This is a genomic window from Caproicibacterium sp. BJN0003, assembly GCF_026314295.1.
Taxonomy (GTDB): Bacteria; Bacillota; Clostridia; order Oscillospirales; family Acutalibacteraceae; genus Caproicibacterium.
On record NZ_CP111108.1, the window covers coordinates 1,463,126 to 1,488,356 of the forward strand.

General features: G+C 42.6%; 21 protein-coding genes, 3 tRNA genes, 1 rRNA gene, 1 pseudogene and 1 other annotated feature. Of the genes and pseudogenes, 7 read left to right on the forward strand and 19 right to left on the reverse strand.

Annotation, left to right across the window (positions count from 1 at the left end; genetic code table 11):
• Positions 1 to 70: 70 nt before the first annotated feature.
• Both OP489_RS07265 and OP489_RS07270 read right to left on the reverse strand, forming a co-directional pair.
• Complete coding sequence (locus tag OP489_RS07265; RefSeq protein ID WP_266161272.1) at positions 71 to 976, reverse strand: 2-oxo acid dehydrogenase subunit E2; 906 nt, start codon at positions 974 to 976, stop codon at positions 71 to 73.
• Positions 977 to 1,034: 58 nt separating this feature from the next.
• Positions 1,035 to 2,291 carry a hypothetical protein gene (locus OP489_RS07270; protein WP_266161274.1) on the reverse strand — a complete coding sequence of 419 codons (1,257 nt, stop codon included), beginning with the start codon at positions 2,289 to 2,291 and terminating at the stop codon, positions 1,035 to 1,037.
• Between the two features lie 173 nt (positions 2,292 to 2,464).
• On the opposite strand from OP489_RS07270, the gene OP489_RS07275 reads away from it, so the two are divergent.
• On the forward strand, positions 2,465 to 3,091 hold the full coding sequence (locus OP489_RS07275; protein WP_266161275.1) for a TetR/AcrR family transcriptional regulator: 627 nt from the start codon (positions 2,465 to 2,467) through the stop codon (positions 3,089 to 3,091).
• Between the two features lie 85 nt (positions 3,092 to 3,176).
• Positions 3,177 to 3,296 (forward strand): annotated as a pseudogene (locus OP489_RS12340) (holin); the annotation flags it as partial.
• Positions 3,297 to 3,799: 503 nt separating this feature from the next.
• On the opposite strand, the gene OP489_RS07280 reads toward OP489_RS12340, so the two are convergent.
• The 5 genes from OP489_RS07280 to OP489_RS07300 all read right to left on the reverse strand — a co-directional run bounded on the left by OP489_RS07280 (position 3,800) and on the right by OP489_RS07300 (position 5,957).
• Entirely contained in the window at positions 3,800 to 4,759 is a 960-nt protein-coding gene (locus OP489_RS07280) for a bile acid:sodium symporter family protein (protein WP_266161277.1), read from the reverse strand.
• A 91-nt stretch (positions 4,760 to 4,850) separates the two neighbouring features.
• Positions 4,851 to 5,105 (reverse strand) — a binding site (T-box leader).
• Positions 5,106 to 5,475: 370 nt separating this feature from the next.
• Positions 5,476 to 5,552, reverse strand: a tRNA-Ile gene (locus tag OP489_RS07285).
• A gap of 78 nt (positions 5,553 to 5,630) precedes the next feature.
• Positions 5,631 to 5,706 (reverse strand) — tRNA-Asn (locus OP489_RS07290).
• A gap of 7 nt (positions 5,707 to 5,713) precedes the next feature.
• Positions 5,714 to 5,830 (reverse strand): 5S ribosomal RNA (gene rrf / locus OP489_RS07295).
• A 52-nt stretch (positions 5,831 to 5,882) separates the two neighbouring features.
• Positions 5,883 to 5,957: transfer RNA gene (locus OP489_RS07300), tRNA-Glu, on the reverse strand.
• A 326-nt stretch (positions 5,958 to 6,283) separates the two neighbouring features.
• On the opposite strand from OP489_RS07300, the gene OP489_RS07305 reads away from it, so the two are divergent.
• Positions 6,284 to 7,945, forward strand: coding sequence for a putative manganese-dependent inorganic diphosphatase (locus tag OP489_RS07305; protein WP_266161278.1), 1,662 nt, complete (start codon positions 6,284 to 6,286; stop codon positions 7,943 to 7,945).
• 55 nt (positions 7,946 to 8,000) lie between these two features.
• Here OP489_RS07305 and OP489_RS07310 read toward each other — a convergent pair whose 3' ends face one another.
• The 4 genes from OP489_RS07310 to amrA all read right to left on the reverse strand — a co-directional run bounded on the left by OP489_RS07310 (position 8,001) and on the right by amrA (position 12,493).
• Positions 8,001 to 8,801 (reverse strand): TIGR03915 family putative DNA repair protein, encoded by an 801-nt coding sequence (locus OP489_RS07310; RefSeq protein WP_266161279.1) that lies wholly within the window; start codon positions 8,799 to 8,801, stop codon positions 8,001 to 8,003.
• Between the two features lie 11 nt (positions 8,802 to 8,812).
• On the reverse strand, positions 8,813 to 10,126 hold the full coding sequence (locus tag OP489_RS07315) for a putative DNA modification/repair radical SAM protein (protein ID WP_266161280.1): 1,314 nt from the start codon (positions 10,124 to 10,126) through the stop codon (positions 8,813 to 8,815).
• A 148-nt stretch (positions 10,127 to 10,274) separates the two neighbouring features.
• Positions 10,275 to 11,102: an AmmeMemoRadiSam system radical SAM enzyme gene (gene amrS, locus OP489_RS07320; protein WP_266161281.1), complete on the reverse strand. Its 828-nt coding sequence runs from the start codon at positions 11,100 to 11,102 to the stop codon at positions 10,275 to 10,277.
• Positions 11,099 to 12,493 carry an AmmeMemoRadiSam system protein A gene (gene amrA / locus OP489_RS07325; RefSeq protein ID WP_266161282.1) on the reverse strand — a complete coding sequence of 465 codons (1,395 nt, stop codon included), beginning with the start codon at positions 12,491 to 12,493 and terminating at the stop codon, positions 11,099 to 11,101. Before amrA ends, amrS begins: the two co-directional genes overlap by 4 nt.
• 148 nt (positions 12,494 to 12,641) lie before the next feature.
• Between amrA and OP489_RS07330 the strand changes: the two genes are divergently transcribed.
• A complete protein-coding gene (locus OP489_RS07330; protein ID WP_266161283.1) occupies positions 12,642 to 13,019 on the forward strand; it encodes an MmcQ/YjbR family DNA-binding protein in 378 nt (125 codons plus the stop codon).
• Positions 13,016 to 14,125, forward strand: coding sequence for a DUF362 domain-containing protein (locus OP489_RS07335; RefSeq protein ID WP_266161284.1), 1,110 nt, complete (start codon positions 13,016 to 13,018; stop codon positions 14,123 to 14,125). The genes OP489_RS07330 and OP489_RS07335 overlap by 4 nt, the downstream gene beginning before the upstream one ends.
• Before the next feature lie 63 nt (positions 14,126 to 14,188).
• Here OP489_RS07335 and OP489_RS07340 read toward each other — a convergent pair whose 3' ends face one another.
• From OP489_RS07340 to OP489_RS07350, 3 genes are all read right to left on the reverse strand, one after another.
• A complete protein-coding gene (locus OP489_RS07340; RefSeq protein ID WP_266161285.1) occupies positions 14,189 to 15,463 on the reverse strand; it encodes an O-acetylhomoserine aminocarboxypropyltransferase/cysteine synthase family protein in 1,275 nt (424 codons plus the stop codon).
• A gap of 87 nt (positions 15,464 to 15,550) precedes the next feature.
• The gene (locus OP489_RS07345; RefSeq protein WP_266161286.1) at positions 15,551 to 16,141 is read right to left on the reverse strand and encodes a dipicolinate synthase subunit B; all 591 of its coding nucleotides are present in this window, start codon (positions 16,139 to 16,141) and stop codon (positions 15,551 to 15,553) included.
• A gap of 4 nt (positions 16,142 to 16,145) precedes the next feature.
• On the reverse strand, positions 16,146 to 17,009 hold the full coding sequence (locus tag OP489_RS07350; protein WP_266161288.1) for a dipicolinate synthase subunit DpsA: 864 nt from the start codon (positions 17,007 to 17,009) through the stop codon (positions 16,146 to 16,148).
• Positions 17,010 to 17,186: 177 nt separating this feature from the next.
• On the opposite strand from OP489_RS07350, the gene murC reads away from it, so the two are divergent.
• Both murC and OP489_RS07360 read left to right on the forward strand, forming a co-directional pair.
• Positions 17,187 to 18,560, forward strand: a complete 1,374-nt coding sequence (gene murC / locus OP489_RS07355) for a UDP-N-acetylmuramate--L-alanine ligase (RefSeq protein ID WP_266161289.1) — start codon at positions 17,187 to 17,189, stop codon at positions 18,558 to 18,560.
• Between the two features lie 84 nt (positions 18,561 to 18,644).
• Positions 18,645 to 19,511, forward strand: a complete 867-nt coding sequence (locus tag OP489_RS07360; protein ID WP_266161290.1) for a radical SAM protein — start codon at positions 18,645 to 18,647, stop codon at positions 19,509 to 19,511.
• Between the two features lie 72 nt (positions 19,512 to 19,583).
• Here OP489_RS07360 and OP489_RS07365 read toward each other — a convergent pair whose 3' ends face one another.
• From OP489_RS07365 to metK, 5 genes are all read right to left on the reverse strand, one after another.
• Positions 19,584 to 20,612, reverse strand: coding sequence for a rod shape-determining protein (locus OP489_RS07365; protein WP_266161291.1), 1,029 nt, complete (start codon positions 20,610 to 20,612; stop codon positions 19,584 to 19,586).
• A gap of 57 nt (positions 20,613 to 20,669) precedes the next feature.
• Complete coding sequence (locus OP489_RS07370; protein WP_266161293.1) at positions 20,670 to 21,329, reverse strand: ComF family protein; 660 nt, start codon at positions 21,327 to 21,329, stop codon at positions 20,670 to 20,672.
• Positions 21,310 to 23,538: an ATP-dependent RecD-like DNA helicase gene (locus OP489_RS07375; RefSeq protein ID WP_266161294.1), complete on the reverse strand. Its 2,229-nt coding sequence runs from the start codon at positions 23,536 to 23,538 to the stop codon at positions 21,310 to 21,312. The genes OP489_RS07370 and OP489_RS07375 overlap by 20 nt, the downstream gene beginning before the upstream one ends.
• Positions 23,539 to 23,582: 44 nt before the next feature.
• On the reverse strand, positions 23,583 to 23,810 hold the full coding sequence (locus OP489_RS07380; protein WP_266161296.1) for a hypothetical protein: 228 nt from the start codon (positions 23,808 to 23,810) through the stop codon (positions 23,583 to 23,585).
• A gap of 179 nt (positions 23,811 to 23,989) precedes the next feature.
• Positions 23,990 to 25,165 carry a methionine adenosyltransferase gene (gene metK / locus OP489_RS07385; RefSeq protein WP_266161297.1) on the reverse strand — a complete coding sequence of 392 codons (1,176 nt, stop codon included), beginning with the start codon at positions 25,163 to 25,165 and terminating at the stop codon, positions 23,990 to 23,992.
• Between the last annotated feature and the right edge of the window lie 66 nt (positions 25,166 to 25,231).

A 25,231-nucleotide genomic window follows, 5' to 3' on the forward strand; every position in this document is an offset into this window, starting at 1 on the left:
CATCGCCTATCGTGCTTTAAGGGAAAAAACGAATTACCATAACATTTATAAAATAAAAGCAGCTATTTTTTTACCACTGACAAATCACACTTGGTTTTGCAAAAATTTCGTCAAGTCTTTTTAGAAATGGAATAATAGAATTAAAATCAACTGCTCTATGGTCAAATACTAAACACATCGGAAGTATCTTTCTGATGCCAATTCCTTTGTTTCCATCTTTTTGTATATACACGCCCGGCCGTTCCTGAATCGATCCAATTTCAACCGCAAAAACCTGTGGGGGTACAATTTCCAACAGTGCAAAAGCACCTTTTTGCTCTTTATATAGCGGTCCTATATTCGACACCGTTACGGTACCGGACATGATATCTTTTTCTGTTAAACGTTCCTTTTCCGGTATCTTATAATAATCTTCTTTTTCCTTACCCTTCAGTCCTTTTACCCTATGTCTGGTAATTTGAGTCGCAATGATTCTTCTTATGATCGTCAAATGAAATTTCTTTAATTCATTCACTGTATCAGCAAATGCAGCTCTATACAGCATCTCATCCATATTGGTTTTTTCTACTCTTTTTGATAGATTTAACATATACTCAGCAATTTCATTGAGTGACAGCTTGCCAACATTAGGGATCGCTGGGGGAATCATTTTACCGTCAGATAAAAGCCATGGTATTGAAATATTGATTTCATCAAGAATATGTGTTGAGCCTTCGGTTTTCTTGTAATGATATTCTATATAGGAATTTAATTCTGGTGATGCCAATAACCCCTCGGCAACCACTTTCAGCATCATTGTATTAAACGTAATTTTATATCCAAGCCCTTTTCGTTCCTCGGCAAGTTTTAAAAAGTCATTATAAAAGTCAGTGATATCAGGCTCATATACATACGACACATGCGGTACGTTCTTCCATGAAAGTGAAGTCATGTGTGCAACTGTTCTTCTTTGCAGGTTAAATATCTCAGAATCCATGAAAATCCCCCCCTTAGATAAACCAAATTTGAGCTGCAATCTTTCTTGGCGGTTTCCCTCAATTTATGCTTTGTAATTCTCGCATGAAATCGTCCAGGAAGTCAATGATTATTTTTTGATCGTCCTGTGTTCCATATAGATTCACGCATAATGTTGCTTGATCATCAAATGTGGTAAGTGAAACTTGAAAGTTTGGAATGTATTTGATAGAACCCGTCATATAAGCATCCATCATTTTAGAACTGCCGAAAACAAGGCGATCTTTATTTAGAATTCCAATATTCGTAAAAGCAATTGGAGGATTCGAAAAATATTTTTTTAAAAGATCATAAGCCATTTTATAAGGAAGCACCGTAAAAAGTTTTTCTAAGAGGGCAATATTTTTGATACATCCCAGATTGTTTTTTTGTGCATCCATTTCTTTTTTAACTTTGAAAAGCGTACTTTCAAAGCTGTCTCCCAAATCCGGACCAACATAGCAACTGAGGTTTGACATTAAATTGCAAACCCCTCCCGCTTTATGCTCTGGAAGAAATCTTCTTAAATCAATGGCACAGGGCAATGGGGCGATATCCCCGAAGAAGCGGAAAAGCACCCGCAAAAGAGCTGTCATCATGATGTCATTGATGCTGGCGTGATGGTTTTTGGCATAGCTTTTCAAAAGCAAAAACTGTTGGCGCGGAATTTTTCTGATTTCAATAAAAGGATTGGAAAGGTCCCCTTCAAAATGAAATTCTTGATCTCCATGAGGGTTTAACTGAGCTTTGGAACAATAGATTTTCATTCGGTCTCTCAGGGAATGCGCCTTCAGAATTTGTCGAACGCTTCGATCCTCAATCATAGACCTAATACGAACTTGTTTTTGATCTTTCAAACAGGTATAAGTTGCCGCAAGCTTATAAAGAATCTCTTTAAAACCGGCAGCATCGCACAGCATATGGTTCATTAAAACGCAAATAGTATCCGTCTTTCCTTTTCTTATCACGCCGATTTTCATCTGGGGGCCTTTTTCCAAATCAAGCTCTTGACAAAGGAATTTTTGAGCCGTAAAACTAGAGTCTTTTGTCTCAATAAGAGATACCATCTGATCCGACGTATAGCCATAATCCACCCACACAGGACGATGTGGATAGGTATCTTTAAAACCACAGCGAATAAAAGGAAAAGCATCTGCCAAAAGATTAACGGCCTGCTTTACCCATGTACAATTGAGTTCATCTGAAAACTCTGCGGTAAAATGAAGAACATGATTGTTGATCTGTTTTACTTCAAACAAATTTTGGAGAATATCCCACGCTTCCACATGATATTCCATTCTGGTTTTTCCCCCTCTGTAAAATGACCAGTTAATATAAATTCGAATTACTATTCGAATTTATATTATAGCTCATCTACATAAAGTGTCAATGTTTTTCGAATAATCATTCGAAATAATTGACAGGCATACTGCTGCATTGTAAAATGAGCTTAGATAGGAGAAATCGTACGATGGACAAAAAAAGAATTACCAGTAAATTTAAGCAGACCCGCAGCGCCAACACCAGGCAAGCCATAGTGGAAGCGGCTGAATCATGCTTTTGTCAAAAAGGATATTTTGAAACATCTATGAAAGAGCTGGCAGCTGCTGCAAAGGTATCGGTTGGAAGTTTTTATTTTTATTTTAAAGACAAAGATGAACTTTTAATGGAAGTTTATCGAAATCAGAATGAGCGGTTCATTCAAACAATCAGCAATTCGCTCCATAAAACCGCACAATATAAAGCAGATAGAAAAGCTTGGCTTCATGAGTTTATTTTGGACTTGCTCCAAACTTATGGAAAATCGGCAAAAATGAGATCTGAGCTGAGGGTCCTCAATTATGAGAATTCTAAAATTTCCCGGCAAAAAGGATTAATTTCTGAGCAAGCATTAAGCCATATTATGAAGTCTATTGAAAATTCGCCTATGATTAACGACTTAAAAGTGAAAAATTCACGGATTGCGATTTTGATGGTTACCGATATCGTAAATTTCACCTATGATCGTATTGCCGACGAAAACGAATACCAAGAAGACAATAAAAATGATATTATCGAAGAATGCTTTGACATCGTTTATAAGTATCTATTTTTATAATGTGAACATTTTTCACATGAAGCTTTATCATTAGAGCTGCTTTTTAGCTGTATTTTTTGTATTTTAATATTATTTTGCATCTTGGTTCTGCGAACTTGCCGTACCAATATTGGTATTGGTCATTTGTAACCTGATCGACTATGTTACCGGCTTAGATGCAGCATCAAAGCACGGTCAAAAAATCAGTAGCTGCCAAAGTATTTAGGGCATTGCAAAAAAGGTTTGCATGTAGCTTTTAGCAGCAGTCGGCGCTGTTATTCGATTAGCCGCTTTGCTATGCAGGTGACAATTTCGGAATAACAATGCTAATCACGTCACACATAGCCGTTTGGCTTATTTAATGGATTAATCAGTATTCTCGGAAACTTAGAGTACCTCCCCCGATTCCTTAGGGTGTCTAGTTTCGATGCTTGAAAACAAGGTCAATTCTCAGGTACCAGACAATTCCAACAATCAAAAGTATTTATGGATATATAAAACCATCCCCCAGTTATCCTTTCAAGGACGGCTGGGGGACTTTTTGTTGTCAATGGCCTAAATTTCATATCTACAGAATGCAAATAACTAGAATTTTCTTTGTCTTTAGACAGTATTGGAAGCTTTGTATAATAAACAATATTTTTTCTTTTCATGCTTCATGCCATAAATGCACAAAAAAATCACCCCGCAAGGGGGTGATAAAAGCAGTGTGTTTTTAAAAAAAGCGATTCATTTTTCCTGCGTATTAGCAGAATCGGAAATCTTCCTCATATGATTTGCCATCAAATTTGCGACGATCGAACCGGAAAAATTGTGCCAAACACTAAAGATTGCGCCCGGAATTGCGGCGGCCGGTGAAAAGTGCGCAGTGGCAAGGGTAACAGCCAGACCGGAATTCTGCATGCCAACTTCAATCGCAACGGCGTTGCGCTTTGCTTCATCCATCCCAAGCAGTTTTGCACCGAGAAAGCCAAGACCGTAACCGCACATATTATGAAGAACAACCACTACACAGATCAAAAGGCCGCTTGTCATGATCTTTGCTGCATTCCCACCGACAACGGCACCGATAATCAGCACAATAGCGGTTACAGAAATCAACGGCAGCACATCGCTGAATGCCGTAACTTTATCCCCAAACAGCTTGTGAACAATTAGTCCAAGCGCAATTGGAAGCAAAACGACCTGACAGATGGAAAGAAACATTCCCCAGAAAGATACCGACACCCATGTCCCGGCAAGCCACCAAGTCAGCAACGGCGTCATTAACGGCGCTGCGAGAGTGGAAACCATCGTCATGCTAACAGAAAGAGCCACGTCACCCTTTGCCAGATAAGTCATAACGTTGGAAGACGTTCCGCCCGGGCAAGTGCCAACCAGGATTACACCTACCGCCAATTCCGCCGGCAACTGGAAAATTTTTGCCAATGCGAATGCGAGGAGCGGCATAACTGTAAACTGAAACAGGAAACCCGCAAAAACATCCTTCGGTCTGCGAAAGACCTCTCTAAAGTCAGAAAGTTTCAACGTCAGGCCCATGCCAAACATCACGATTCCCAACAGGAGCGTAACATGGGGAGCAGCCCAGGTAAAGGCATGTGGAGAAATCAGTGCAACAACAGCGACGGCCAGCGAGAGAACTGCCATATATTTTCCGGCAAGATCACTCAGTTTTTTTAAAGCATTCATAATTTTCCCCTCCAAAACATTTGAACACATCGAGACAACCACGCATGATCTGCAGAATTTTCCATACAGACGCCAAAAGGGCTTTTGCCTCCAAAGAGGCAAAAGCCCTGAAAAGCTTCTGCGGTACCACTCTTTTTGCCATCCTTTAGGACAGCCGCTCGTAGGCATCATCTTTGAATGCCCGGCAATATAACGGTTGCCAGCCGTTCGCTCCTACGCAGACCAAAAGGCCCTTCAGATGAATGCTTATGGGTGATATTTTACGTGAACCCCACCATGCCTCGCACCAACCGGCAATTCTCTTTCGCGGGGAAAGCACGCTACTTTTCCCAATCATCGCATTTGTCTATTTGTGTTTTCCTTACTATAACCGACCACTTCAGATTTGTCAAGATGTTTTTAGAAAAAATCGATAAAAACTCCCGTATGTCACACTTTAATATTTTCATATTGCGAATAAAACAATTTAGCGAACTTTTTGACTTTGTACTGAGTATCTTCCAATTAAAAAGAATCTCTATCGACTGCCTCCTTCTAGATGGTTAGTGGTACTTTTTATATGTGAATATATTTCACGTTCCTATTCAAAAATTTAGCTGTATAATACAGCTACTAATCTAATATTTCGATGCTCTTCGATATCAAAACGATTTCAAAAATCAAAAATAAAATCCCCGGGAAGCCGCATAAATACTGGCTTTCCGAGGATTTTTGTTTGGTGGGCCATCTAGGACTCGAACCCAGCACCAACCGGTTATGAGCCGGTAGCTCTAACCAACTGAGCTAATGGCCCGTGTTTTGCAGAAAACATGTAGTTTCTGCAAAGAAATAAAAAGAATCCGGACGTAAAAGCAACGTCCGGATTCAGCCTTGGCTCCCCAAGTTGGACTCGAACCAACGACCCTGCGATTAACAGTCGCATGCTCTACCGGCTGAGCTATTGAGGAATATCTATGTTGGCACTTACCTATTTTCCCGGGCCGTTACCAGCCAAGTATCTTCGGCGCAAGCGAGCTTAACTTCTGTGTTCGGAATGGGAACAGGTGGACCCTCGCCGCTATCTGCACCAACTGATCGAATGTCTTTCGGCAATGATCGTGCTTCTCTATGGGATTTATTCATTTGGTGACCCGTGCGGGATTCGAACCCACGTTAACGGCGTGAGAGGCCGCTGTCTTAGCCACTTGACCAACGGGCCGAATTCAGCGCTGCTTCATAGGAAGCTTTTTAATTATACAAAAACACATTGCTTCTGTCAAGGCCTTTTTTTCATTAATTCTTTATTTTCCGTTATTTTATAAAAATATCATCAGAATTATGGCTTTTATTTTCTTTTTTACACTTAAAAAATAAAACCATCCTTTTCATTTTATCTCTTTTTTTAACATTTAAAACGAAATCCTTTTAGAGAAGCAATTGCACCACTAAAGAATTGTGTTATAATAAAAGTGATATTTGTGGCAAGTCTGCTCGGTAAATAGATTTGCTCAAACCCACAATTTAAGATAAAAGGAGGGGCTTTTCATGCCCAATACCGATGTCCGCCGTAAGGTGAATGTGATCGGTCACCAACATCCTGATACAGATTCCATCTGTTCTGCGATTGCATATGCTTATTTAAAGAAAAAACTTGGGATCAACGCTGAAGCACGCCGCGCTGGTCTTTTAAATCGAGAAACTGAATTTGTTTTGAAATATTTTGGTGTCAAATCCCCTAGGCTTTGCACTGATGTCAGCCCTCAGGTAAAAGATATTGACATTCGCTGTCAGCCCGGAGTAGATGGAAACATGTCGCTAAAGTCTGCATGGATGCTGATGCGCAGTGTAGAGATTGATACACTCTGCATTACAAATTCCCAAAAAGAACTTCTTGGTATTATTACCATTCGGGATATTGCAACTGCCAATATGGATTTATTAGATACTGCCGTCCTTTCCAAAGCGCATACCCCCTATAGAAATGTTGTACAAACCCTGGAAGGTAAAATGATTCTCGGTGATGAAGATGCCGTGATCGACAAGGGCAACATCTTTATTGGAGCCGCTACACCAGACGCCATGGAAGAATATGTTGAAGAAGGCGATATGGTCATCCTTTCCAACCGTTACGAAAGTCAACTTTGCGCCATTGAATGCGGTGCTGGATGTATTATCATCTGTGGTGGTCTCGCCGCTCCAAAAACCATTATTGCACGCGCAACAGAAAAAGGATGCAGAATTATTACGACTCCTCATCCTATTTACGACGTTGCAAAACTAATCAGTCAGGCTGCTCCCATCAGTCATTATATGACAAAAGATAATATCAGTAAATTCAATTTGAACACACCAGTTGAAGATGCTCACAAAGTAATGGCCAGTGTTCGGTTCCGCTATTTCCCCGTTTTAAATGATAATGGCCTTTATTGTGGTGTTATCAGCAGACGAAACTTACTGAATGTTCACCGCAAACAGATTATTTTGGTTGACCACAATGAAAAGACGCAAGCTGTAGATGGCCTTGACCAAGCAGAGATTCTTGAAATCATCGACCATCATCGTCTGAAGGCTGTAGAAACCATGAATCCCGTTTATTTCCGCAATGTCCCAATGGGATGCACTTGTACGATTGTCTATCAAATGTTTCATGAAAACAATGTGGAAATTCCAAAAGAGATTGCCGGTCTGCTGCTCTCCGCAATCCTTTCGGATACTCTGATGTTCCGCAGCCCAACCTGCACCCCTGTTGACAAAGCAGTAGCCGAAGAACTCGCTAAAACTGCCAACATCAACATTCCTCAATATGCCGAGCAAATGTTTGAAGCTGGTGCAGATCTAACCGGAAAAAATGCAGAAGAAGTTTTTCTATCAGACTTCAAGATTTTCAGTCGTGGAGATGTCCGTTTCGGTGTCGGTCAAGGAACCTATATGACTAAAAAGTCAAAAATTGCCGCTAAAAAGCTAGTTGGTCCTTATTTATCAGAAGCGGCTGCATATCAGGGAATTCCGATGATTTTTTACATGTTTACCGACGTGCCCGGAGAATCAACCGATTTGATGTTCACCGGACCTCACGCTGCTGCGATTATCGAAAAAGCATTTCACGTAAAGACTCAAGGAGACTGTGCTGTTTTGCCGGGCTTAATGAGCCGCAAAAAGCAATTGATTCCACCTTTAATGGCAGCAATTCAAGAAGAAATGCAATAAAAGCATTTAAAATAAGCGCTTCGGAATTTTCCGGAGCGCTTTTTATATGATCTTTCTAATTTTTGAGCGAAAGTGTTTTTTCAGAATGCTCTTCGTTAAAATTCTCTCCCTGTTCCTGTAATTCTGTCAAGTGGCTCCAATATCTCTTAGGCATATGATTCATTCGGCACTTTGGATTTAACCGCCCTTCAATTGCAATGGTATCATAAAAGCACTTCCAAAGTGCTCTGAAATTTTTTTCTTCCTCATCAGCCGGAAAAGCCTGAAAATTCTCCAATGGAATCAGAATTGATTCATAAGGCTGATAAACGACTGCCTCTCGATGTGTTTCATCATAAATCAGGAAATGTTCTTCGGGATAGCGCCTGCAAAAATGTGGTGCTAAAAGCGGCAATACTCGATTTTTAGGAGAAATTACAGCACAAAGTGTATGATTCTGTTCTGAGAAGCGCACAAATCCACATAAAAGGTGAGTTTCATTTTTTAAAAATTTAACAGCGCGGTAAAGCTTTCCGACTGAATCATCTGTAAGATTATTTAAAACATTCGCGCCATCCCGAAAAGCTCTGCGGATCGTTTCTAAAATCAATTTTTCTTTTTCCGGTTCACAGGACAAAAATCCTTCTTCTATAAACCGAACTACCTTGGGAGATACCTTTTCATAAAGTGCATTTAAAACACGTTTCGCATGAGAAAAGTCCGTTTGCACTTCGTGCGTTGGAAATAAAGTAACCTGTCTTTCCTCTTTAGAAAGGATTTTTATTGGATTTTCTCTGCGGTAAAACGCATCAAATACACAGCAAATGCAACCGTCAAAGCTTCCATCATAGTGATAAATAATGTTCGTTTCCTGCATGATTGTCCTCTCTACCCTCTGATTCTAATCGGCATTAACTGCCTAATTTGCTCAAAGGATTCTGTGGGCGAAAAAAAGCTTAACTGCTCAGGTGGTTCTTCTGTCTTCAACAATTCGATCCCCTGCTGACTAATCAGATTTCGCAGAACAATATCGGGAGTAACCCGCAGTCCATCGATCATACGCCCTCCACAGGTTAAAAAATACTGTGCCCTCTTTAATACCACTCCCAACTTTTTTAGGCCGGTAAAGTCCAGCGTAGCAGCACGGCGCGCCTGCAAAATTGCCTTAGCTGATTTTGGTCCAATTCCAGGCACACGCAGCAAGGTATGATAATCCGCACAATTCACCTCTACAGGGAAAAAGTCCATATGCTGCAAAGCCCAATTGCATTTGGGATCAATCACCGCATTAAACTGCGGATGCTCTTGATCCAAAAGTTCACGCGCTTCAAATCCATAATAGCGCAAAAGCCAATCCGCCTGATAAAGCCGATGTTCTCTTAAAAGAGGCGGTTTCGTCTGTAAAGGCGGCAAAAGTGCATTTTCTGCTACCGGTACATAAGCCGAAAAGAAAACCCGTTTTAGCTGATATTTGTGATATAGACTCTCTGCGAGATTTAAAATTTGATAATCGGTATCTTTGGTCGCACCGATAATCATCTGGGTGCTCTGCCCTGCCGGTACAAACTTTGGTGCATAGCGATACTGTGCCAACTCTTTCGTATGAACCTGAATCCCACTCGAAATCAATCCCATCGGATGAAAAATTGCCTTTCGGTTTTTATCGGGACAAAGCTTGTTCAAGCTCTCTTCTGAAGGCAGTTCGATATTAACACTCATTCTATCCGCAAGCATCCCGAGTCTTTTTAAAAGTTGGTCATCTGCCCCGGGAATCGCTTTTACATGAATATATCCCCTAAAATGATATTCCTCCCGCAATAATTCCAGCACTTTCAGCATTTGCTCGCAGGTGTAATCTGGATTTTTAATAATTCCACTGCTTAAAAATAATCCCTCAATATAATTTCTTTTATAAAAGCCAATCGTAAGTTCCGCCAACTCCCGCGGTGTAAAAGAAGCCCTTTTCACATCATTGGAACGGCGATTGACGCAATATTTACAATCACAAATACAAGAATTGGTATAGAGAACTTTCAACAGAGAAATACATCTGCCATCTGCTGCAAAGCTGTGGCAGATTCCGCTGAACTGTGTCGAACCAAGGCCGCCTTTTTTTCCGGAACGATCAACCCCACTCGAAGTACAGGCAACATCATACTTTGCCGCATCCGTCAGAATTTTCAGTTTTTCCATTGTCGTCATTGCTCTATCCTTCTTAATATCCTCAATTTGAACATATGTTCTATTAGTATCATAACAGCATTTGCGAAAAAAGTCAATGAAAAAAATAAAATCCTTTGCATTTTAAAAAAAGAACAGCATCGCCTTTTATCACGATGCTGCTCCCTTTTTAGCAATTGCCGGGATAAACATACTCTAAAAACTCTCGTGCTGTTTCACAAAGCCGATGAATCGTTTCGACCGGCGTCGGCGGATAATTTTTAAACTGATAACGTGGGAAAAAACGCGTGATATGCAGCGGGATATCACGCCGCACAGACGAAAGCCAAGAAGACAACTCTTTCATTTCTTCTATACTGTCGTTTTCTCCTGGAATCACCAGGGTTGTCACCTCCAGATGACAATGATCCGCCATTATTCGGATCGTCTCTTTTACCACTTCCAAATTTCCGGCGATCTTCTGATAAAACTGCGGTGTAAACGCTTTTAAATCCACATTGGCGGCATCAATCAGCGGCAAAAGTTCCTGCAGCGGTTCTTTACAAATCGTTCCGTTTGTCACCAGCACATTTTTGAGATTTCCCTCATGAATCTTTTTAGCGCAGTTTCGAACAAATTCATAGCCGACTAAAGGCTCATTATAGGTATAGGCAAGTCCAATATTTCCTTTTGGAACCAACTCCTGCGCTTTTTTGAAAAGCTGTGTCGGCGTACAGAAAATCTGTCCGCACTGTGTCTCTTGTGCCATGGAAATCTCATAATTCTGGCAGAAAGGACACCGAAGATTACAGCCGAAACTGCCGATCGAAAGGATTTTCTTTCCCGGATAGAATTGTCTCAGCGGTTTCTTCTCGATTGGGTCGAGAGAAATAGAGGTGATTTTTCCATAATTAATTGGAATTATCTTCCCATTCTGATTTTTTCGTGCCCGACAAAATCCAATTTCTTCATTCTCTAAGGCACAATGATGAAAACAGATTTCACAAATTTCTTTCAAAAATGTCTCACCACCTCAAACCGCTCCAACGAATAGGTCTGGTTTTTTCCGATGCCTGCTTTTTCCCGCGCAATCTTTATCTGCTGTTTGACGGAAGTCACTCCCTCTAGGTTCGGAAGCAGAAGTCCTCTCCTTTCTCCATCAGAAACAATGACCCCATATTTTTTCACATCCAACTCTTCGGGCGACAAAATCTTTTCCGGCTTTTCCAGCACATCCACACTGTACTCCAAGCTTGGCAGTTCTTCTTTTCTGACCGGCGAAAATCTTGGATCAGCAGTTCCTGCCGAAACAGCATTGTGGATAATTTCCTCTGCCAGACAAGGAAAAATCGGTTCAATGGTCCCGATGCAGCCGCGCAGTCTTCCTTCCTGATGAATCGAGACAAATGCACCGGCTTTCTTTTTCCGCAGTCCTTCCGGCAGCTGCGTTAAAAGATTCTGCAAAGACAAACTTTTTCCTGTCTCGACAAAAGTCTCCAAACTTTTTCTTGCCAAACGCACATAAGAATCTTCCTTCTGCCTTTTCTGCATAATCCTTTTGGTTTCCTGCTCATCATAAAAGCAATCAAAATGACGGGAATCATCTTTCCCTGTTACTGCAAAACTCGCTACAGCATAACCTACTCCAAAAGTTCCTTCATAAGAAAGCAACTCTGGAGAAACCGACAATCCATCCAATCCTCCCGCCATAATCTGAAAAGAACGCAGTCCGCATTCTGCCGCCGATTCGCAAAAAGGTTCTGAAAACTCCAGGAATTTTAAAAAGTCTCCCGTCCTCATTGCCTCTGTCACCTGCTGATCAAAACGTGGGCCATCTTCAGAGAATCCGTAAGGACCGCTCTCCAAAAGCTTATGAGAGAGATCACCACTTGCGACAAATACAATTTTACGCTGCAACACTTCCGCTGTCTCAGAAATACATTTTCCGAGGCGATAATGAGTCAGCGCCGATAATCCAGAAAGGCCAACTCGAATCACTTTACAAGAGACTCCCGCTTCCTGCAAAAAGCGCAGCGGAATCATTGTTGCGTGGTCAAGTTCCGGCTCTTGCTCTCCGAAAGTTCCAGCCGGCAGATGTGCCTTTCTAGCCCTTTTCATTAGTTCTTCTACAAACAGCTGATCATAATCCGCTGTGATCCTTACATTCGGTGCTCCAAATGAAAGAAAATCCCCCTCTGCTTTTTTTCCGGGAGAAATATGAAAGTAATCCGCATACAACACCGTATGCGGTGAAGTAATCACCACAGTATCCGGATTCCAACCTGCCACCATTCGGGCAACTTTTCGATATGCTTCGATTGTTTTACCGATTTTCTTTTCTTCACCTTTGCCGATCTCCGGCAGAATAATCGGTGGATGCGGAACGATCACTGCCCCTAATACTGACATCTGCAAACGACTTCCTTTCCTCTTTAACTGCTTCCATTATAGGACGGTTTTCTAAGAAAACAAGAAAATTCTTGATCAAGAATCGCTGCTGGTATTTTGCCATACTTTATGTTAAAATAACCACAGATATTGACGGGAGATTTTCTTTATGACGAGTAATGAGTTATGTAAACTATGCCTTGGATTTTCCGGTGCTGTAGCCGACTGTCCTTTTGAAAACGGGGATGCTATCGCTCTGCGCCATAAAGAGAATAAAAAGTGGTTTGGGCTGATTACCCAGCAGAAAAAGGGGCTTTGTATTAATTTAAAATGCGAACCGTCAAAAGCAGATTTTTGGCGCAGTGTTTATCCAGACTCCGTTACCGCTGGATGGCACATGAATAAACGTCACTGGATCTCCGCATATCCAAATCTTGCGCTTCCACTATGTGATCTGCAGGAAATGATCTGTGACAGTTTTCATTTAACTTCTACCATTTCCCCCCACAAAAAATCGAAGACGAAAGGCAGGAAGAATTCACCATGAACTCATCTAATGTTTATTTTACAAATATGCGCGTAAAGCCAGGTGACAGCCTACAAAAGAAGCTTACTCGGCTGATCACAGCTGCCGGCATGGGAAAAATTCATTTTGAGGATCAATTTGCCGCAATCAAGATGCATTTTGGAGAGCTTGGGAATCTTGCTTTTCTGCGCCATCAATACGCAAAAACGATTGCCGACTTTGTAAAAAGTCAAGGTGGAAAACCATTTTTAACAGACGCCAATACGCTTTATGTAGGCGGCAGAAAGAATGCATTGGAGCACCTTGATACCGCTTATCTCAACGGGTTTTCTCCGCTTCAAACCGGCTGTCAGATTTTGATCGCCGACGGTCTCAAAGGAACAGATGAAGTGCTGGTTCCGGTAAAAGGCGGCGAATATGTAAAAGAAGCAAAAGTTGCTCGTGCGCTGATGGATGCAGACATCATCATTTCTCTGACCCATTTTAAAGTTCACGAGGCAACTGGAATTGGCGGCACACTGAAAAATATTGGTATGGGAGGCGGTTCCCGTGCTGGCAAAATGGAAATGCACAGTGCCGGAAAGCCTCTGACCGATTCGGAAAAATGTATCGGCTGCGGACGGTGTACCAAAGTTTGTGCGCATCATGCCATCACGGTTACCAACAAAAAAGCTGCAATCGATCATGAAAAATGTGTAGGCTGCGGCAGATGTATCGGGGTTTGCCCCAAAGACGCAATCTGCGCTGCTAATGACGAAGTAGAAGAAATTCTCAATAAAAAGATCGTCGAATACAGTTGGGCTATTCTGCATAATCGTCCACAGTTTCATATCAGTCTAGTTGTGAGCGTTTCTCCCTATTGTGACTGTCATGAGGAAAATGATACGCCGGTCGTACCGGATGTAGGCATGTTTGCTTCTTTCGATCCGATTGCATTGGATCAGGCTTGTGCCGATGCGGTAAATCAGCAAATTATTTTACCCGGTTCCGAATTGGACGGAAAAGCAAAGCAAGGCGACGACTATTTTACAGCGCTTTTCCCCAACTGTTCCTGGAGAACACAGATCGCTCATGGAGAAGAAATGGGGCTTGGCACAAAAGAGTATCAGCTAATTACCGTAAAATAAAAAACAGCTGTCCGGCAGTAAACGCTTTACCGGGCAGCTGTTTTTTATTCTATCAAATCAAACTCAGACCTGTTTCAAAGCCTGTTCCAAATCTTCCAAAATATCATTCGGATTTTCGATTCCGACGGAAAAGCGGATCAGATCCGGTTTTACACCGGCTTCTAAAAGCTCCTGATCACTCATCTGACGATGCGTTGTGCTTGCAGGATGCAATACACAAGTACGCAGATCCGCTACATGAGTTACGATGGAAGCGAGCTTTAAGCCAGACATAAATTTACTGGCAGCCTCTCTTCCTCCCTTCACGCCAAATGACACCACACCGCTGCTTCCATTTGGCAGGTACTTTTGTGCAAGCTGATAATATGGGCTGCTTGCAAGTCCTGGATAGTTAATCCAGGACACTTTCGGGTGCTTCTCCAAAAATTCTGCGACCTTCTGTGCATTGGAGCAGTGGCGTTCCATCCGCAGAGCCAGCGTCTCTAGACCAAGGTTTAGAAGAAATGCATTCATCGGAGCTGCCTGCGCACCCAGATCGCGCATCATATGCACTCTGGCTTTTGTAATATAAGCTGCCTTTCCAAACTGCTTTGTATAGGTGATTCCATGATAGGATTCATCCGGCTCTGTTAACGCCGGATATTTCCCGTTTGTCCAGTCAAAATTTCCGCTGTCTACAATAACGCCACCCAACTGTACTGCATGACCATCCATGTATTTCGTGGTAGAATGAACAACAATATCCGCCCCAAATTCAAATGGGCGGCAGTTAATTGGAGTTGGGAATGTGTTATCGACAATTAGAGGAACCCCATGCTCATGAGCAACCTGTGCAAAGAGTTCCAGATCTGTTACGACCAAAGACGGGTTGGAAAGAGTCTCGCAGAAAACCGCACGGGTATTTTCCTGAAAAGCCGCTTCCAATTCTTCTTTTGTCGCCGACGGATGCACAAAAGTAGTCTCTATCCCCATCTCGCGCATTGTTTTATTAAATAAATTAAAAGTACCGCCATAAACCGCATTACTCGAAACGATATGGCTCCCCGTTGGGCAAATATTAAAGGTTGCCATAAAAGATGCTGCCATTCCGGAAGAAGTCAGCATTGCGCCTACGCCGCCTTCTAATGCAGCAATCTTCTTTTCCACTGCATCCAAAGTGGGGTTTGCAATCCGTGTGTAGAAAAATCCATCTTCCTCCAGGTCAAACAGCTTTCCCATCTGTTCTCCTGTCTCATACCGATAAGTAGTACTTTGAACAATCGGAAGTACACGCGGTTCTCCATTTTTCGGCGTATAGCCTGCGTGGATACATACGGTATCCGGACGATACTGCTGCATAGCAAACACTCCTTTGTCTTTTGCATAATCCATTATTTTTCTTTCTTTTGCTTTTTATAATAGCATGAATTTGCCTTTGATACAATCTCAAAATGAATCATTACTGCCTAAAAGAAGCGGCTGCAGTTGTTTGCCTTCTAAAGCTTTTAATGCTGCCGGCAAAATCATAGAAAAATCTGCTACCACAGAGGTCGCTTTTGTTTCCGGTGCATCTTGCCGGAATGGAGTAAAGAAAATATGCTTGGTATTGAGCAAGCGTCCAATATTTTGGGCAGAAGCTGCCAAAGCATCGTTTGTTGCTAACGTAATCAGCACCGGTAATCCAATACGCAAACAGGACTTTACCGCCATTGTAACTGCTGTATCCGTAATTCCATGCGCAAGCTTCGCCAGCGTATTTCCAGTACAGGGCGCAACGATCATCAGATCCACCAAATGCCGCGGACCGATTGGTTCCGCTTTTACAATGCTGTCAATAACCGGGTGACCGCAAAGCATCTCCGCCCGAACTTTAAAATCTTCTGCATTTCCGAATCTGGTATTGGTGCTGCTCGCTGTTTCGCTCATAATCGGAATAATTTGATATTTGTCCTGCACCAAAGATTCCATTTGCTCAAAGGCTTTTGAAAACGTGCAGAATGATCCACACATAGCAAATCCAAAGGTAAGCTGTTTCATCCTTTCACTCCCTCATCATCATATAAATCGTTTGCTGAATCACTTTTCCTGCTGCTTTTGGAGCTATCTTTGCCGGCAGCGAAAGTGCCTGCACAACATTGATTTCCAGCTCCTTTGCCGCTTCCAAATCGACCCCACCAGGGGAAGATGATAAATCAATTAAAATAATTGTATTTGGAAATTGCTGCAGAACCATACGGTTAAATAAAACTACCGGCACTGTATTAAAAATCAAATCAAAAGAAACTTTTTCCCCGATTTTTGCTGTTAGAATCGGCTCCATCCCAAGTGATTCAATCATCGCATAATCTTTTTCTTTTCTTGCGCAAACAGAAACATTTGCCCCCATCGCTTTTAGCCTTAAAGAAAGCTGTTTCCCGATTCTTCCAAAGCCAACGACTAGGCATCTGCTGTGATAAAGAACATCTGGATATTCTCCTATTGCAATTCCAATCGCTCCCTCTGCAGTAATGGCCGCGTTGCGAACCGCAAATTCCTCCTGCGCATTATAATCCCGCACATCTACGTTTTCCCAAAGCGGACTGCTCCTTAGCAATCGCTCTTTCATCCCCACATATACTCGATGTCCTCCGCATTCCTTTGCAAAATGATCGTCTAAAGGAATCGGCTCATCTGCATAAATTGCCTTCAAATTCTTTCCGTCAGTACTTACTGGAAGCGGCAGAATTAGATCCCGGCAATCATCCATTGTGGTTTTTAAATCCACTTTTTGAATGGATGAATGAACAAAATTAATATGGGGAAATCCATAAACGAAAACCTCATAGCCATCTGACGCCAGCAGTTCTGCCAAAAACAATTGACGTTTGTCTCCCCCTAAAATTCCAAATGAATGACGAAAAGGCACAGCAATCCCTCCTTAGCCTCTTTAAGCCATATTATGGAGTATTTTTCTTTCCTGTGCGCATACCGAAAAAGATTTTGTTTTTCGGTCCTTTCCAAAGAAAACTATTTATTTTATCCTGAAAAAGTATTATAATATAAAAACGTATCTTGTTATGATTGGAAGAGGTGTCTTGCCTTTATGGATGATATTTTATCACGTGTTAAAAAAATCCACTTTATCGGAATCGGCGGTTCCGGCATGTGCCCTATCGCTGAAATTCTAATTCATCGTGGATATCAAATTTCCGGTTCCGACAACAGTGAATCCGATACACTCGCCAGAGTGCGCACTTATGGAATTCCGGTTTATATGGGACAAAAAGCCGAAAATCTGCATGATGCAGAGCTAGTCGTCTATTCGGCCGCTATTAAAGAAGATAATCCGGAACGCGTTGCCGCAAGGGAACGTAAAATTCCAGAAATTGAACGCAGCGTCATGCTGGGAATGGTGGTTCGCCGGTATCCGGACAGTATCTGTGTTTCCGGGACCCATGGAAAGACGACAACGACCGGATTGATCACCACAATCTTAATGGACGCTGGGCGTGATCCCTCTGCTGTAATCGGTGGGAAGCTGCCCTCTATCGGCACAAACGGACGTGCCGGACATTCCGGCACTATTGTCTGTGAAGCTTGCGAGTATGTTGATACTTTCTTGCAGTTGTATCCTGCAGTTTCTGTGATTCTGAATGTAGATGCAGACCACCTCGACTATTTTAAAAATCTATCCAACATTATTAAGTCTTTTCATCAGTTTGCAACACAGACTTCTCGTGCAGTCGTTGTAAACGGAGATGATTTAAACTCTCAAAAAGCACTTGAGGGCATTGATAATCTGGAAATTATTACGTTTGGACTTGATCCTAAAAATCGCTATTATGCGACAAATATTGCCCCGACCAAAGGTGCAAAAGAAAATTTTGATATCGTAAAAGATGGAACTCCTCTTTGCAACGTAACGTTGGGAATTCCGGGCAAACACAACATTTACAATGCGCTTGCAGCATTTGCAGTAGCAGACTACTTTGGTGTTCCAGTAGAATCCATCAAAAAGAGTCTCCATACTTTTACCGGCGTTCACCGCCGTTTCGAAATTCTGGGGCACTTCGACGGCATCACAGTTGCCGATGATTTTGCACATCATCCTACCGAGCTTACTGCAACTCTAAGCGCTGCCATGCATATGGGATTCCATGAGGTCTGGGCAATCTTTCAGCCCCATACCTTCAGTCGTACAGCTATGCTGCTTGATGATTTTGCAAAAGCGCTAACGATTCCTGACCATGTGATTGTCTCCGAAATTCTGCCGGTACGTGAAACGAACACGTATCACATCTACGCCGAAGATTTGGTCAAAAAAGTCCCCAGTGCTGTTTATCGAAAAACATTCCCTGAAATCACCGACTATGTTATAGAAAAGGCAAAGCCCGGAGATTTGATTCTCACCCTTGGCGGTGGAGATGTCTATAAATGTGCGAACCAAATCGTCAAACGATACCAGGAAAAAGCATAGTCACGAAAAAACGCCGCCTCATGATAAATGAGCGACGTTTTTTAAGATTTCTCTATTTACTTCAAAGAAAGGCTGTGAAATGATATGCGATATGAAGGCATTGTTTATCGTCCGCCGAGTGAAGCCAGAAGCTTGATTATTCAGCTTACCATTGGATGTGCCAGAAACACCTGTACCTTCTGTACAATGTATAAAGAAAAGAACTTTCGAATTCGTAAGCTGGAAGATGTTGTCCGGGATTTAAAAGAATCACGGAATACTTATTCGTATGTACGCCGAATTTTTTTGGCAGATGGAGATGCTTTAATTGTAAAGACTCCCGATTTGCTTTACATTCTCAGCGAAATTCGCCGTCTTTTCCCAGAATGTGAACGAGTGACTTCTTATGGTGCTCCAGCAGATGTTCTTCTGAAAACGCCGGAGGAATTGCTGCAGCTGCGCAAAGCTGGCCTCGAAATGGTTTATATTGGTGCTGAAAGCGGCGACAATGAAGTCCTGAAAAACATTCGAAAAGGCGTTACGGCAGAGGAAACAGTTGAAGCCTGTCTAAAACTCAAAAAAGCAGGAATTAAAGTCTCTATGATGCTGATTTCCGGCATGGGCAGCCGCGTCCGCTCCAAAGAACACGCACTTGCAAGTGCCAAGATCACCTCTTTAATTAAGCCCGAATATGTCAGCTTTTTGACTTTGCGAGTTTATCCTGGAACCCCTCTTTACGATCAAGTAAAGAATGGTGAATTTCAGCGAATGTCCCCTATGGAACTGCTCGATGAGCTTAAACTCTTTCTCAAAAATGTAGACAGCGAAGGTTCCGTTTTCCGTTCTAATCACGCTTCCAACTATGTGGATTTAGGAGGAGACCTAAATCGAGATATTCCAAGAATGCTTGCACAAATTGAAGAAGCACAATCTGATCACGATTTTAAGCCGGACTTTATGCGTGGTTTATAAATTTTAATAAGAGCTTACAAAAAGGATCCGCAGACGGAAAGTTCTTCCATCTGCGGATCCTTTTACTTAATTTTAATAAGCAGCACTCAAAGGGTTGATAATTCCCTCGCGCTTCTTTTCCAAATCTTCAATAAATGGAATTGCTTGACCCGCACCTAATGCGACACACAGTTCCGGATTCTCTGCGACTCTCACAGGCATCCCAACGTGCTTAGAAAGGAGATCTGCAAACCCATAAATTTTTGCAGAACCACCAGTCAAAATAATGCCATCTGAAAAAACATCCCCTAAAAGTTCGGGGTCCGTTTCTTCCATCAATTTCTGAACCGCATGAACAATATCCATCGCCGGTTCCGTCATTGCTTCCAAAACTTCTTCGCTGGTAACCTCTGCCCACGCCGGAAGTCCATTCTCTGTATCTTTTCCTTTGGCCGTGAACGTCGTTACAAAATCTGTTCTGGGCAAAACCCCGCCGATCGCAATTTTGCAGGCTTCAGCCATTCGCTCTCCAATCTGCAAATGATATTTATTACGAATGAAACGGGCAATGGCTTCATCAAACTTTTGCCCCGCAATTTTAACAATTTTGGAATTGGAAACCCCGCGCAAAGACAAAACTGCCATATCCGTCGTTCCACAGCCAATATCGACTACTAAAACACCATGTGGAGAACTAATATCGACTCCAGCCCCCATCGCCGCTGCGATTGGTTCCTGAATCAAACAAATCTTTCGTACTCCCGCTGCGCTGATCGAATCCACAACTGCACGTTTTTCCACTTCGGTAATATTGCATGGAACACTCACGACCACCCGCGGCATCACCATCTTTTTTGCGCCCAGTTCATGAATATAGTGGCTGACAAGATACTGCGCCAAATCGAAATTGGAAATTACTCCATTTTGCAGCGGACGCTCCACACGAAGTCTATTTCCGGTACGCCCAAGCATTTCATAAGCTTTTTTTCCGACCGCCGTTACCTGATTCTTTTCCGTATCGATCGTAACAACCGACGGCTCATGAACGGTAACGCCCTGTCCATTTACAAAAAGTTTGATCGCATAAGTGCCTAGATCAATGGCAATATCGGTACCGAGCAAATCAAATCACATCCATTCTTTATAGTTCTTTTATTATAATACAGATAAAAGTGCTTTTCAACGGGAAACAGGAGTTGTTGCTACTGCAATTCCAAAAACATCTTTCGCTCCTGCACAAAATAAAGTCTGCCCAGCAGAACACATTGTCGCTCCCGTTGTCAAAATATCGTCTACTAAAAGGATCTTTTTCCCAAGAATCTCTTCGTCATTTTTGGTGCAGTAAACATCTTTCACATTTTCTAGACGATCCTGTTCTGATAATTCATGCTGCGGAACATTATCCCGCACTTTAGAAAGCAGTTCTTGATAGGGAACTTTTATATCTTTAGAAATTTCCCTTGCGAGAAGCTCACTTTGATTATAGCCGCGCTGTCTTTTTCTCTTTTTGGAAATCGGAACCGACGTAACCATGTCCGGCCGAAAAGGAATTTCCTTCATCCGCTCCGAAAGCTTTTCTCCAAAATATTCTTTTAAAATCGTTTCATCCTGAAATTTAAACCGAATCAAGGCACTTCGTACTTCGCTTGTATAATCATAAAGTGCTGTACAAGAAAAAGGATACTTTGACAAGAGCAAAAAATCCCTCTGCCAAAAAGTTTCCGAAACCGTCTCGGAACAATGCTTACAGATGATCTGACCACTCGACAAAACACAATCACAAAAGACACAGTGCGGCGGAAAAAAGCATTCAAGCATCTTAGTCAGAATCTGGTTCATGATTTTCTTCTCCTGTTAAAAAGGCACAAAGTCCTGAAAAGCGCTTCATTTTCTTATCGTTTTCTACCATAGTACGAATCGTTTGCTGTGTTCCAACCAAAATCAGTAAATTTTTCGCTCTTGTAATCGCCGTATAAAGTAAATTCCGATATAAGAGCTGCGGAGGACCCGGATAAACAGGCATTACAACCGCATCGAATTCACTGCCTTGACTTTTATGAATGGTCATCGCATAGGCAAGCTCCAACTCTTTTGCCATGCCCAATTCATAGGTAATCAAACGACCATCCATTTCGACTTGTAGTATGGAAGCTCGACGGTCAATTTTTTGCAGAATTCCCATATCCCCGTTAAAAACGCCTTCCCCCTGAGATCCGTCTTGCTCTTCCCATGCAATATGATAATTATTTTTAATCTGCATCACTTTATCGCCTTCGCGAAACAAAAATGGACCCACCCGAATCTCGGCTTTTGTGCGGTCAGCTGGGTTTAAAACCGCCTGAAGCCGACGATTCAGCTCAATCGTTCCCAAATCGCCTTTTCGTGCCATTGACAAAACCTGAAGATCTGTCATCCCCGAATAGCCGTAGGATTCCGGTAAACGACGCTTCACCAGATCAATAACTGTCTTCGAAATCTTCTCGGGCTCACTGCACGGCAAAAAGAAGAAATCCCGGCTGTGGTCATTGAGGATTGGCATTTTCCCTTCTAAAATTGCATGTGCGTTGGTGATAATCAGGCTTTCCATCGCCTGCCTGAAAATATGTTTCAATGCAACAACAGGAAGCTTTCCCGAATCAATCAAGTCCCCCAATACGTTGCCTGCCCCGACAGACGGAAGCTGATTTCGATCCCCTACAAGAATCAGCCGACATCCCATCGGCAAAGCTTTTAAAAGAGACTCAAAAAGTTTTGCATCCATCATTGACAGCTCGTCCACAATCAGTGCATCACATTCCAAACGATTTTTTTCATTACAGGAAAAAACCGGCTGATCATTTTCTCCCCATTCCACCTGTAAAAGGCGGTGGATTGTTTTCGCTTCTTCCCCTGTCATCTGGCTCATTCGTTTTGCCGCTCGCCCAGTTGGAGCCGCTAGAAAAACTTTTTCTCCATTTTGTTTTAACAAGTGAATGATAGCATGCAACGTCGTAGTTTTTCCAGTACCCGGACCTCCTGTGAGTACCAGAATCCCACCGGTAACGGCTGCACGAATTGCTTCTCTCTGCTCCGGCGCATAATTTAATCCCGTGGAACTTTGGAAGTAATCGATTTTTTCCTCTACATTCTGAATTGGCTGAGAGGGAAATTCCAACATCATTTTGAGACGATCTGCAGCATAATTTTCCGCCTCATAATAATCCGGCAAGAAGCAGCAAACTCTTGAATGAATCTCACATGAATCAAGCGTTCCGTCCGAAAGCAGTTCCTCCATTACAGAATCCGTCTGCTCTACTGAAACCCCCAGCATTCCCGCCGCCGCAGGAACTAATTTATCTTTTGGAAGATAAGTATGCCCATTTTGCAGATTATGGCGTAAAACAAAAATAAGTCCCGCACGAATACGGCAGTCATCATCCGCCGGACGTTCCATCGATGCAGCAATTTCATCTACGCGGTGAAACCCAATCGAAATTCCCTCTTGGCACAAGCGATATGGATTTTCCCGTACAATATCCGGCGTCTCTGAACCAAAAGTCTGATATGCGCGCACCGACTCCTGCGGGGTGATTCCATACTGAGAAAGATAAAGAATCACTTCACGGATCGAGGTCACTTGACAAAAATATTCGTTAATCTTTTTTGCTTTATTCAGCGTAATTCCCTGAATAGAAGTCAATCGGTCCGGCTCTTTTTCGATAACCTCCAAAGTGTTCTCTCCGAATGCTTCCACCAATCTCTGAGCAGTCCGAGGACCAATCCCCTTGACCGCCCCCGAAGAAAGATACTGTAAAATTGCTTCGCTGGAATGCGGTCGAAGCCGCTCAAAAGCCTGCACCTGAAACTGTCTTCCAAAAGTTGGATGCTCTCCCCAAATACCAACAAGGTGCAGTTCTTCTCCTGGGGCAGCACCAGGAATCGTCCCTACCGCGGTCACTAATTCTTCCCCATTATTAATCTCCAAAATTGCATATCCATTTTTATCATTTTGAAAAACGACCCGTTCGATGGAACCGGTCATCTCTAAAAGCTTCTCTTCCTCTGCCATACTGCACCTTCTGTCTTTCCAATCAATTTAAGTATAGCACGGATCTACCGCATTTTGCAAACCTCTGCAGGAGCATCTTTTTCGCTGCAAATTATTGCCTGCGGCTGTCCCTGCAGCAGAATTTCACAAACATTTCTGGTCTCTTGGTCCATCCCATCATCAATTACTAAAAGACGTTTTTGAGAAACGCCTTTCGCTGCCTTTAGTTTCTGTAAAGCACCGCGCATCAAATACTCAGCGTCTTCCCTGTGACCAGAAAGATGCAATGTCAATATGATTTCTCCTTCTTTTCGATCATTATAAATCCAAAAAACCACTGACCGAAAAAGGTCGCATAAGCCGACAATCGCTAACAGTCCAAAAAGTACCTCCCCCACAGACATAAAAAATCACCTCATTGCAGCGTATGCAAAAAGGTGATTTTTGGTTCTTCTAAAGATTATTAACGAACTTACTGCAAAGCAGCTTTCAGTTCATTTACGCGGTTTTCTTCTTCCCAAGGCATTCCATTGCGACCCATCTGGCCATAATTGGAAATTGCGCGATAAATCGGGCGACGCAGATCCAATGTCTTAATAATAGACGCTGGACGCAGGTCAAATACTTTCTTGACTGCATTAGCAAGCTTTTCATCATCATATGCAGAAGTTCCAAAAGAATCCACACGAATGGAAACCGGGTTCGCAACGCCGATTGCATAGGCAAGCTGGACTTCGCACTTCTTGGCAAGTCCGGCCGCAACCAGATTGCGTGCTACCCAACGTGCAGCATATGCCGCGGAACGATCTACCTTTGTTGGATCTTTTCCGGAGAATGCGCCGCCGCCATGACGGCCATATCCACCGTATGTATCCACAATAATCTTCCGTCCGGTAAGTCCGCTATCACCTACTGGACCGCCAATTACAAAACGTCCAGTTGGATTTACATAATACTTTGTATTTTCATCGAGCCACTTTTCCGGAATCACATTCTGAATCACTTCTTTTAAAAGGTCACACCGAATCTGACTGAGCGGAATCTCCGGATCATGCTGTGCCGAAACAACAACCGCCTCTACACGAATAGGGGTATCATCGTCATATTCTACTGTTACCTGAGTTTTTCCATCGGGCCGCAGATAAGGCAAAGTTCCATCCTTACGCACCTGTGCAAGGCGATAACTCAGCTTATGTGCCAAAGAAATCGCCAACGGCATTTTTTCGGAAGTTTCATCACAGGCATAGCCAAACATCATGCCCTGATCTCCGGCGCCTATGGTATCCGCTTCGTCTGTTGCGCCATTTTTCTTTTCATAGGATTCATTAACGCCCATTGCAATATCCGGAGACTGCATATCAATGGAAGTCAGAACGCCGCAAGTATTCCCGTCAAACCCGCAAGCAGGATTATCATATCCAACGGAATTAACGACCTCACGCACAACTGCCGGGATATCGACATAGCACTCAGTAGAAATTTCTCCCATCACATGGATCACACCGGTACATGCCGTTACCTCACAGGCAACATGTGCCTGCGGGTCTTTTTCGATGATTTTATCCAGAATTGCATCCGCAATTTGATCGCACAATTTATCGGGATGCCCCTCTGTTACTGATTCTGATGTAAAAAAGTGTTTTGCCATAAAAATCGTCCTCCTGTAATTAAAAGCGCTGTCCGGTGAAAAACCGAACAGCGCTTATTAAAAGCA

Bases quoted from the DNA above. Each gene is read 5' to 3' on its own strand.
- OP489_RS07265 (WP_266161272.1), bottom strand. From the start codon at position 976: ATGGATTCTGAGATATTTAACCTGCAAAGAAGAACAGTTGCACACATG.
- OP489_RS07270 (WP_266161274.1), bottom strand. From the start codon at position 2,291: ATGGAATATCATGTGGAAGCGTGGGATATTCTCCAAAATTTGTTTGAA.
- OP489_RS07275 (WP_266161275.1), top strand. From the start codon at position 2,465: ATGGACAAAAAAAGAATTACCAGTAAATTTAAGCAGACCCGCAGCGCC.
- OP489_RS07280 (WP_266161277.1), bottom strand. From the start codon at position 4,759: ATGAATGCTTTAAAAAAACTGAGTGATCTTGCCGGAAAATATATGGCA.
- OP489_RS07305 (WP_266161278.1), top strand. From the start codon at position 6,284: ATGCCCAATACCGATGTCCGCCGTAAGGTGAATGTGATCGGTCACCAA.
- OP489_RS07310 (WP_266161279.1), bottom strand. From the start codon at position 8,801: ATGCAGGAAACGAACATTATTTATCACTATGATGGAAGCTTTGACGGT.
- OP489_RS07315 (WP_266161280.1), bottom strand. From the start codon at position 10,126: ATGACGACAATGGAAAAACTGAAAATTCTGACGGATGCGGCAAAGTAT.
- amrA (WP_266161282.1), bottom strand. From the start codon at position 12,493: ATGTCAGTATTAGGGGCAGTGATCGTTCCGCATCCACCGATTATTCTG.
- OP489_RS07330 (WP_266161283.1), top strand. From the start codon at position 12,642: ATGACGAGTAATGAGTTATGTAAACTATGCCTTGGATTTTCCGGTGCT.
- OP489_RS07335 (WP_266161284.1), top strand. From the start codon at position 13,016: ATGAACTCATCTAATGTTTATTTTACAAATATGCGCGTAAAGCCAGGT.
- OP489_RS07340 (WP_266161285.1), bottom strand. From the start codon at position 15,463: ATGCAGCAGTATCGTCCGGATACCGTATGTATCCACGCAGGCTATACG.
- OP489_RS07345 (WP_266161286.1), bottom strand. From the start codon at position 16,141: ATGAAACAGCTTACCTTTGGATTTGCTATGTGTGGATCATTCTGCACG.
- murC (WP_266161289.1), top strand. From the start codon at position 17,187: ATGGATGATATTTTATCACGTGTTAAAAAAATCCACTTTATCGGAATC.
- OP489_RS07360 (WP_266161290.1), top strand. From the start codon at position 18,645: ATGCGATATGAAGGCATTGTTTATCGTCCGCCGAGTGAAGCCAGAAGC.
- OP489_RS07370 (WP_266161293.1), bottom strand. From the start codon at position 21,329: ATGAACCAGATTCTGACTAAGATGCTTGAATGCTTTTTTCCGCCGCAC.
- OP489_RS07375 (WP_266161294.1), bottom strand. From the start codon at position 23,538: ATGGCAGAGGAAGAGAAGCTTTTAGAGATGACCGGTTCCATCGAACGG.
- metK (WP_266161297.1), bottom strand. From the start codon at position 25,165: ATGGCAAAACACTTTTTTACATCAGAATCAGTAACAGAGGGGCATCCC.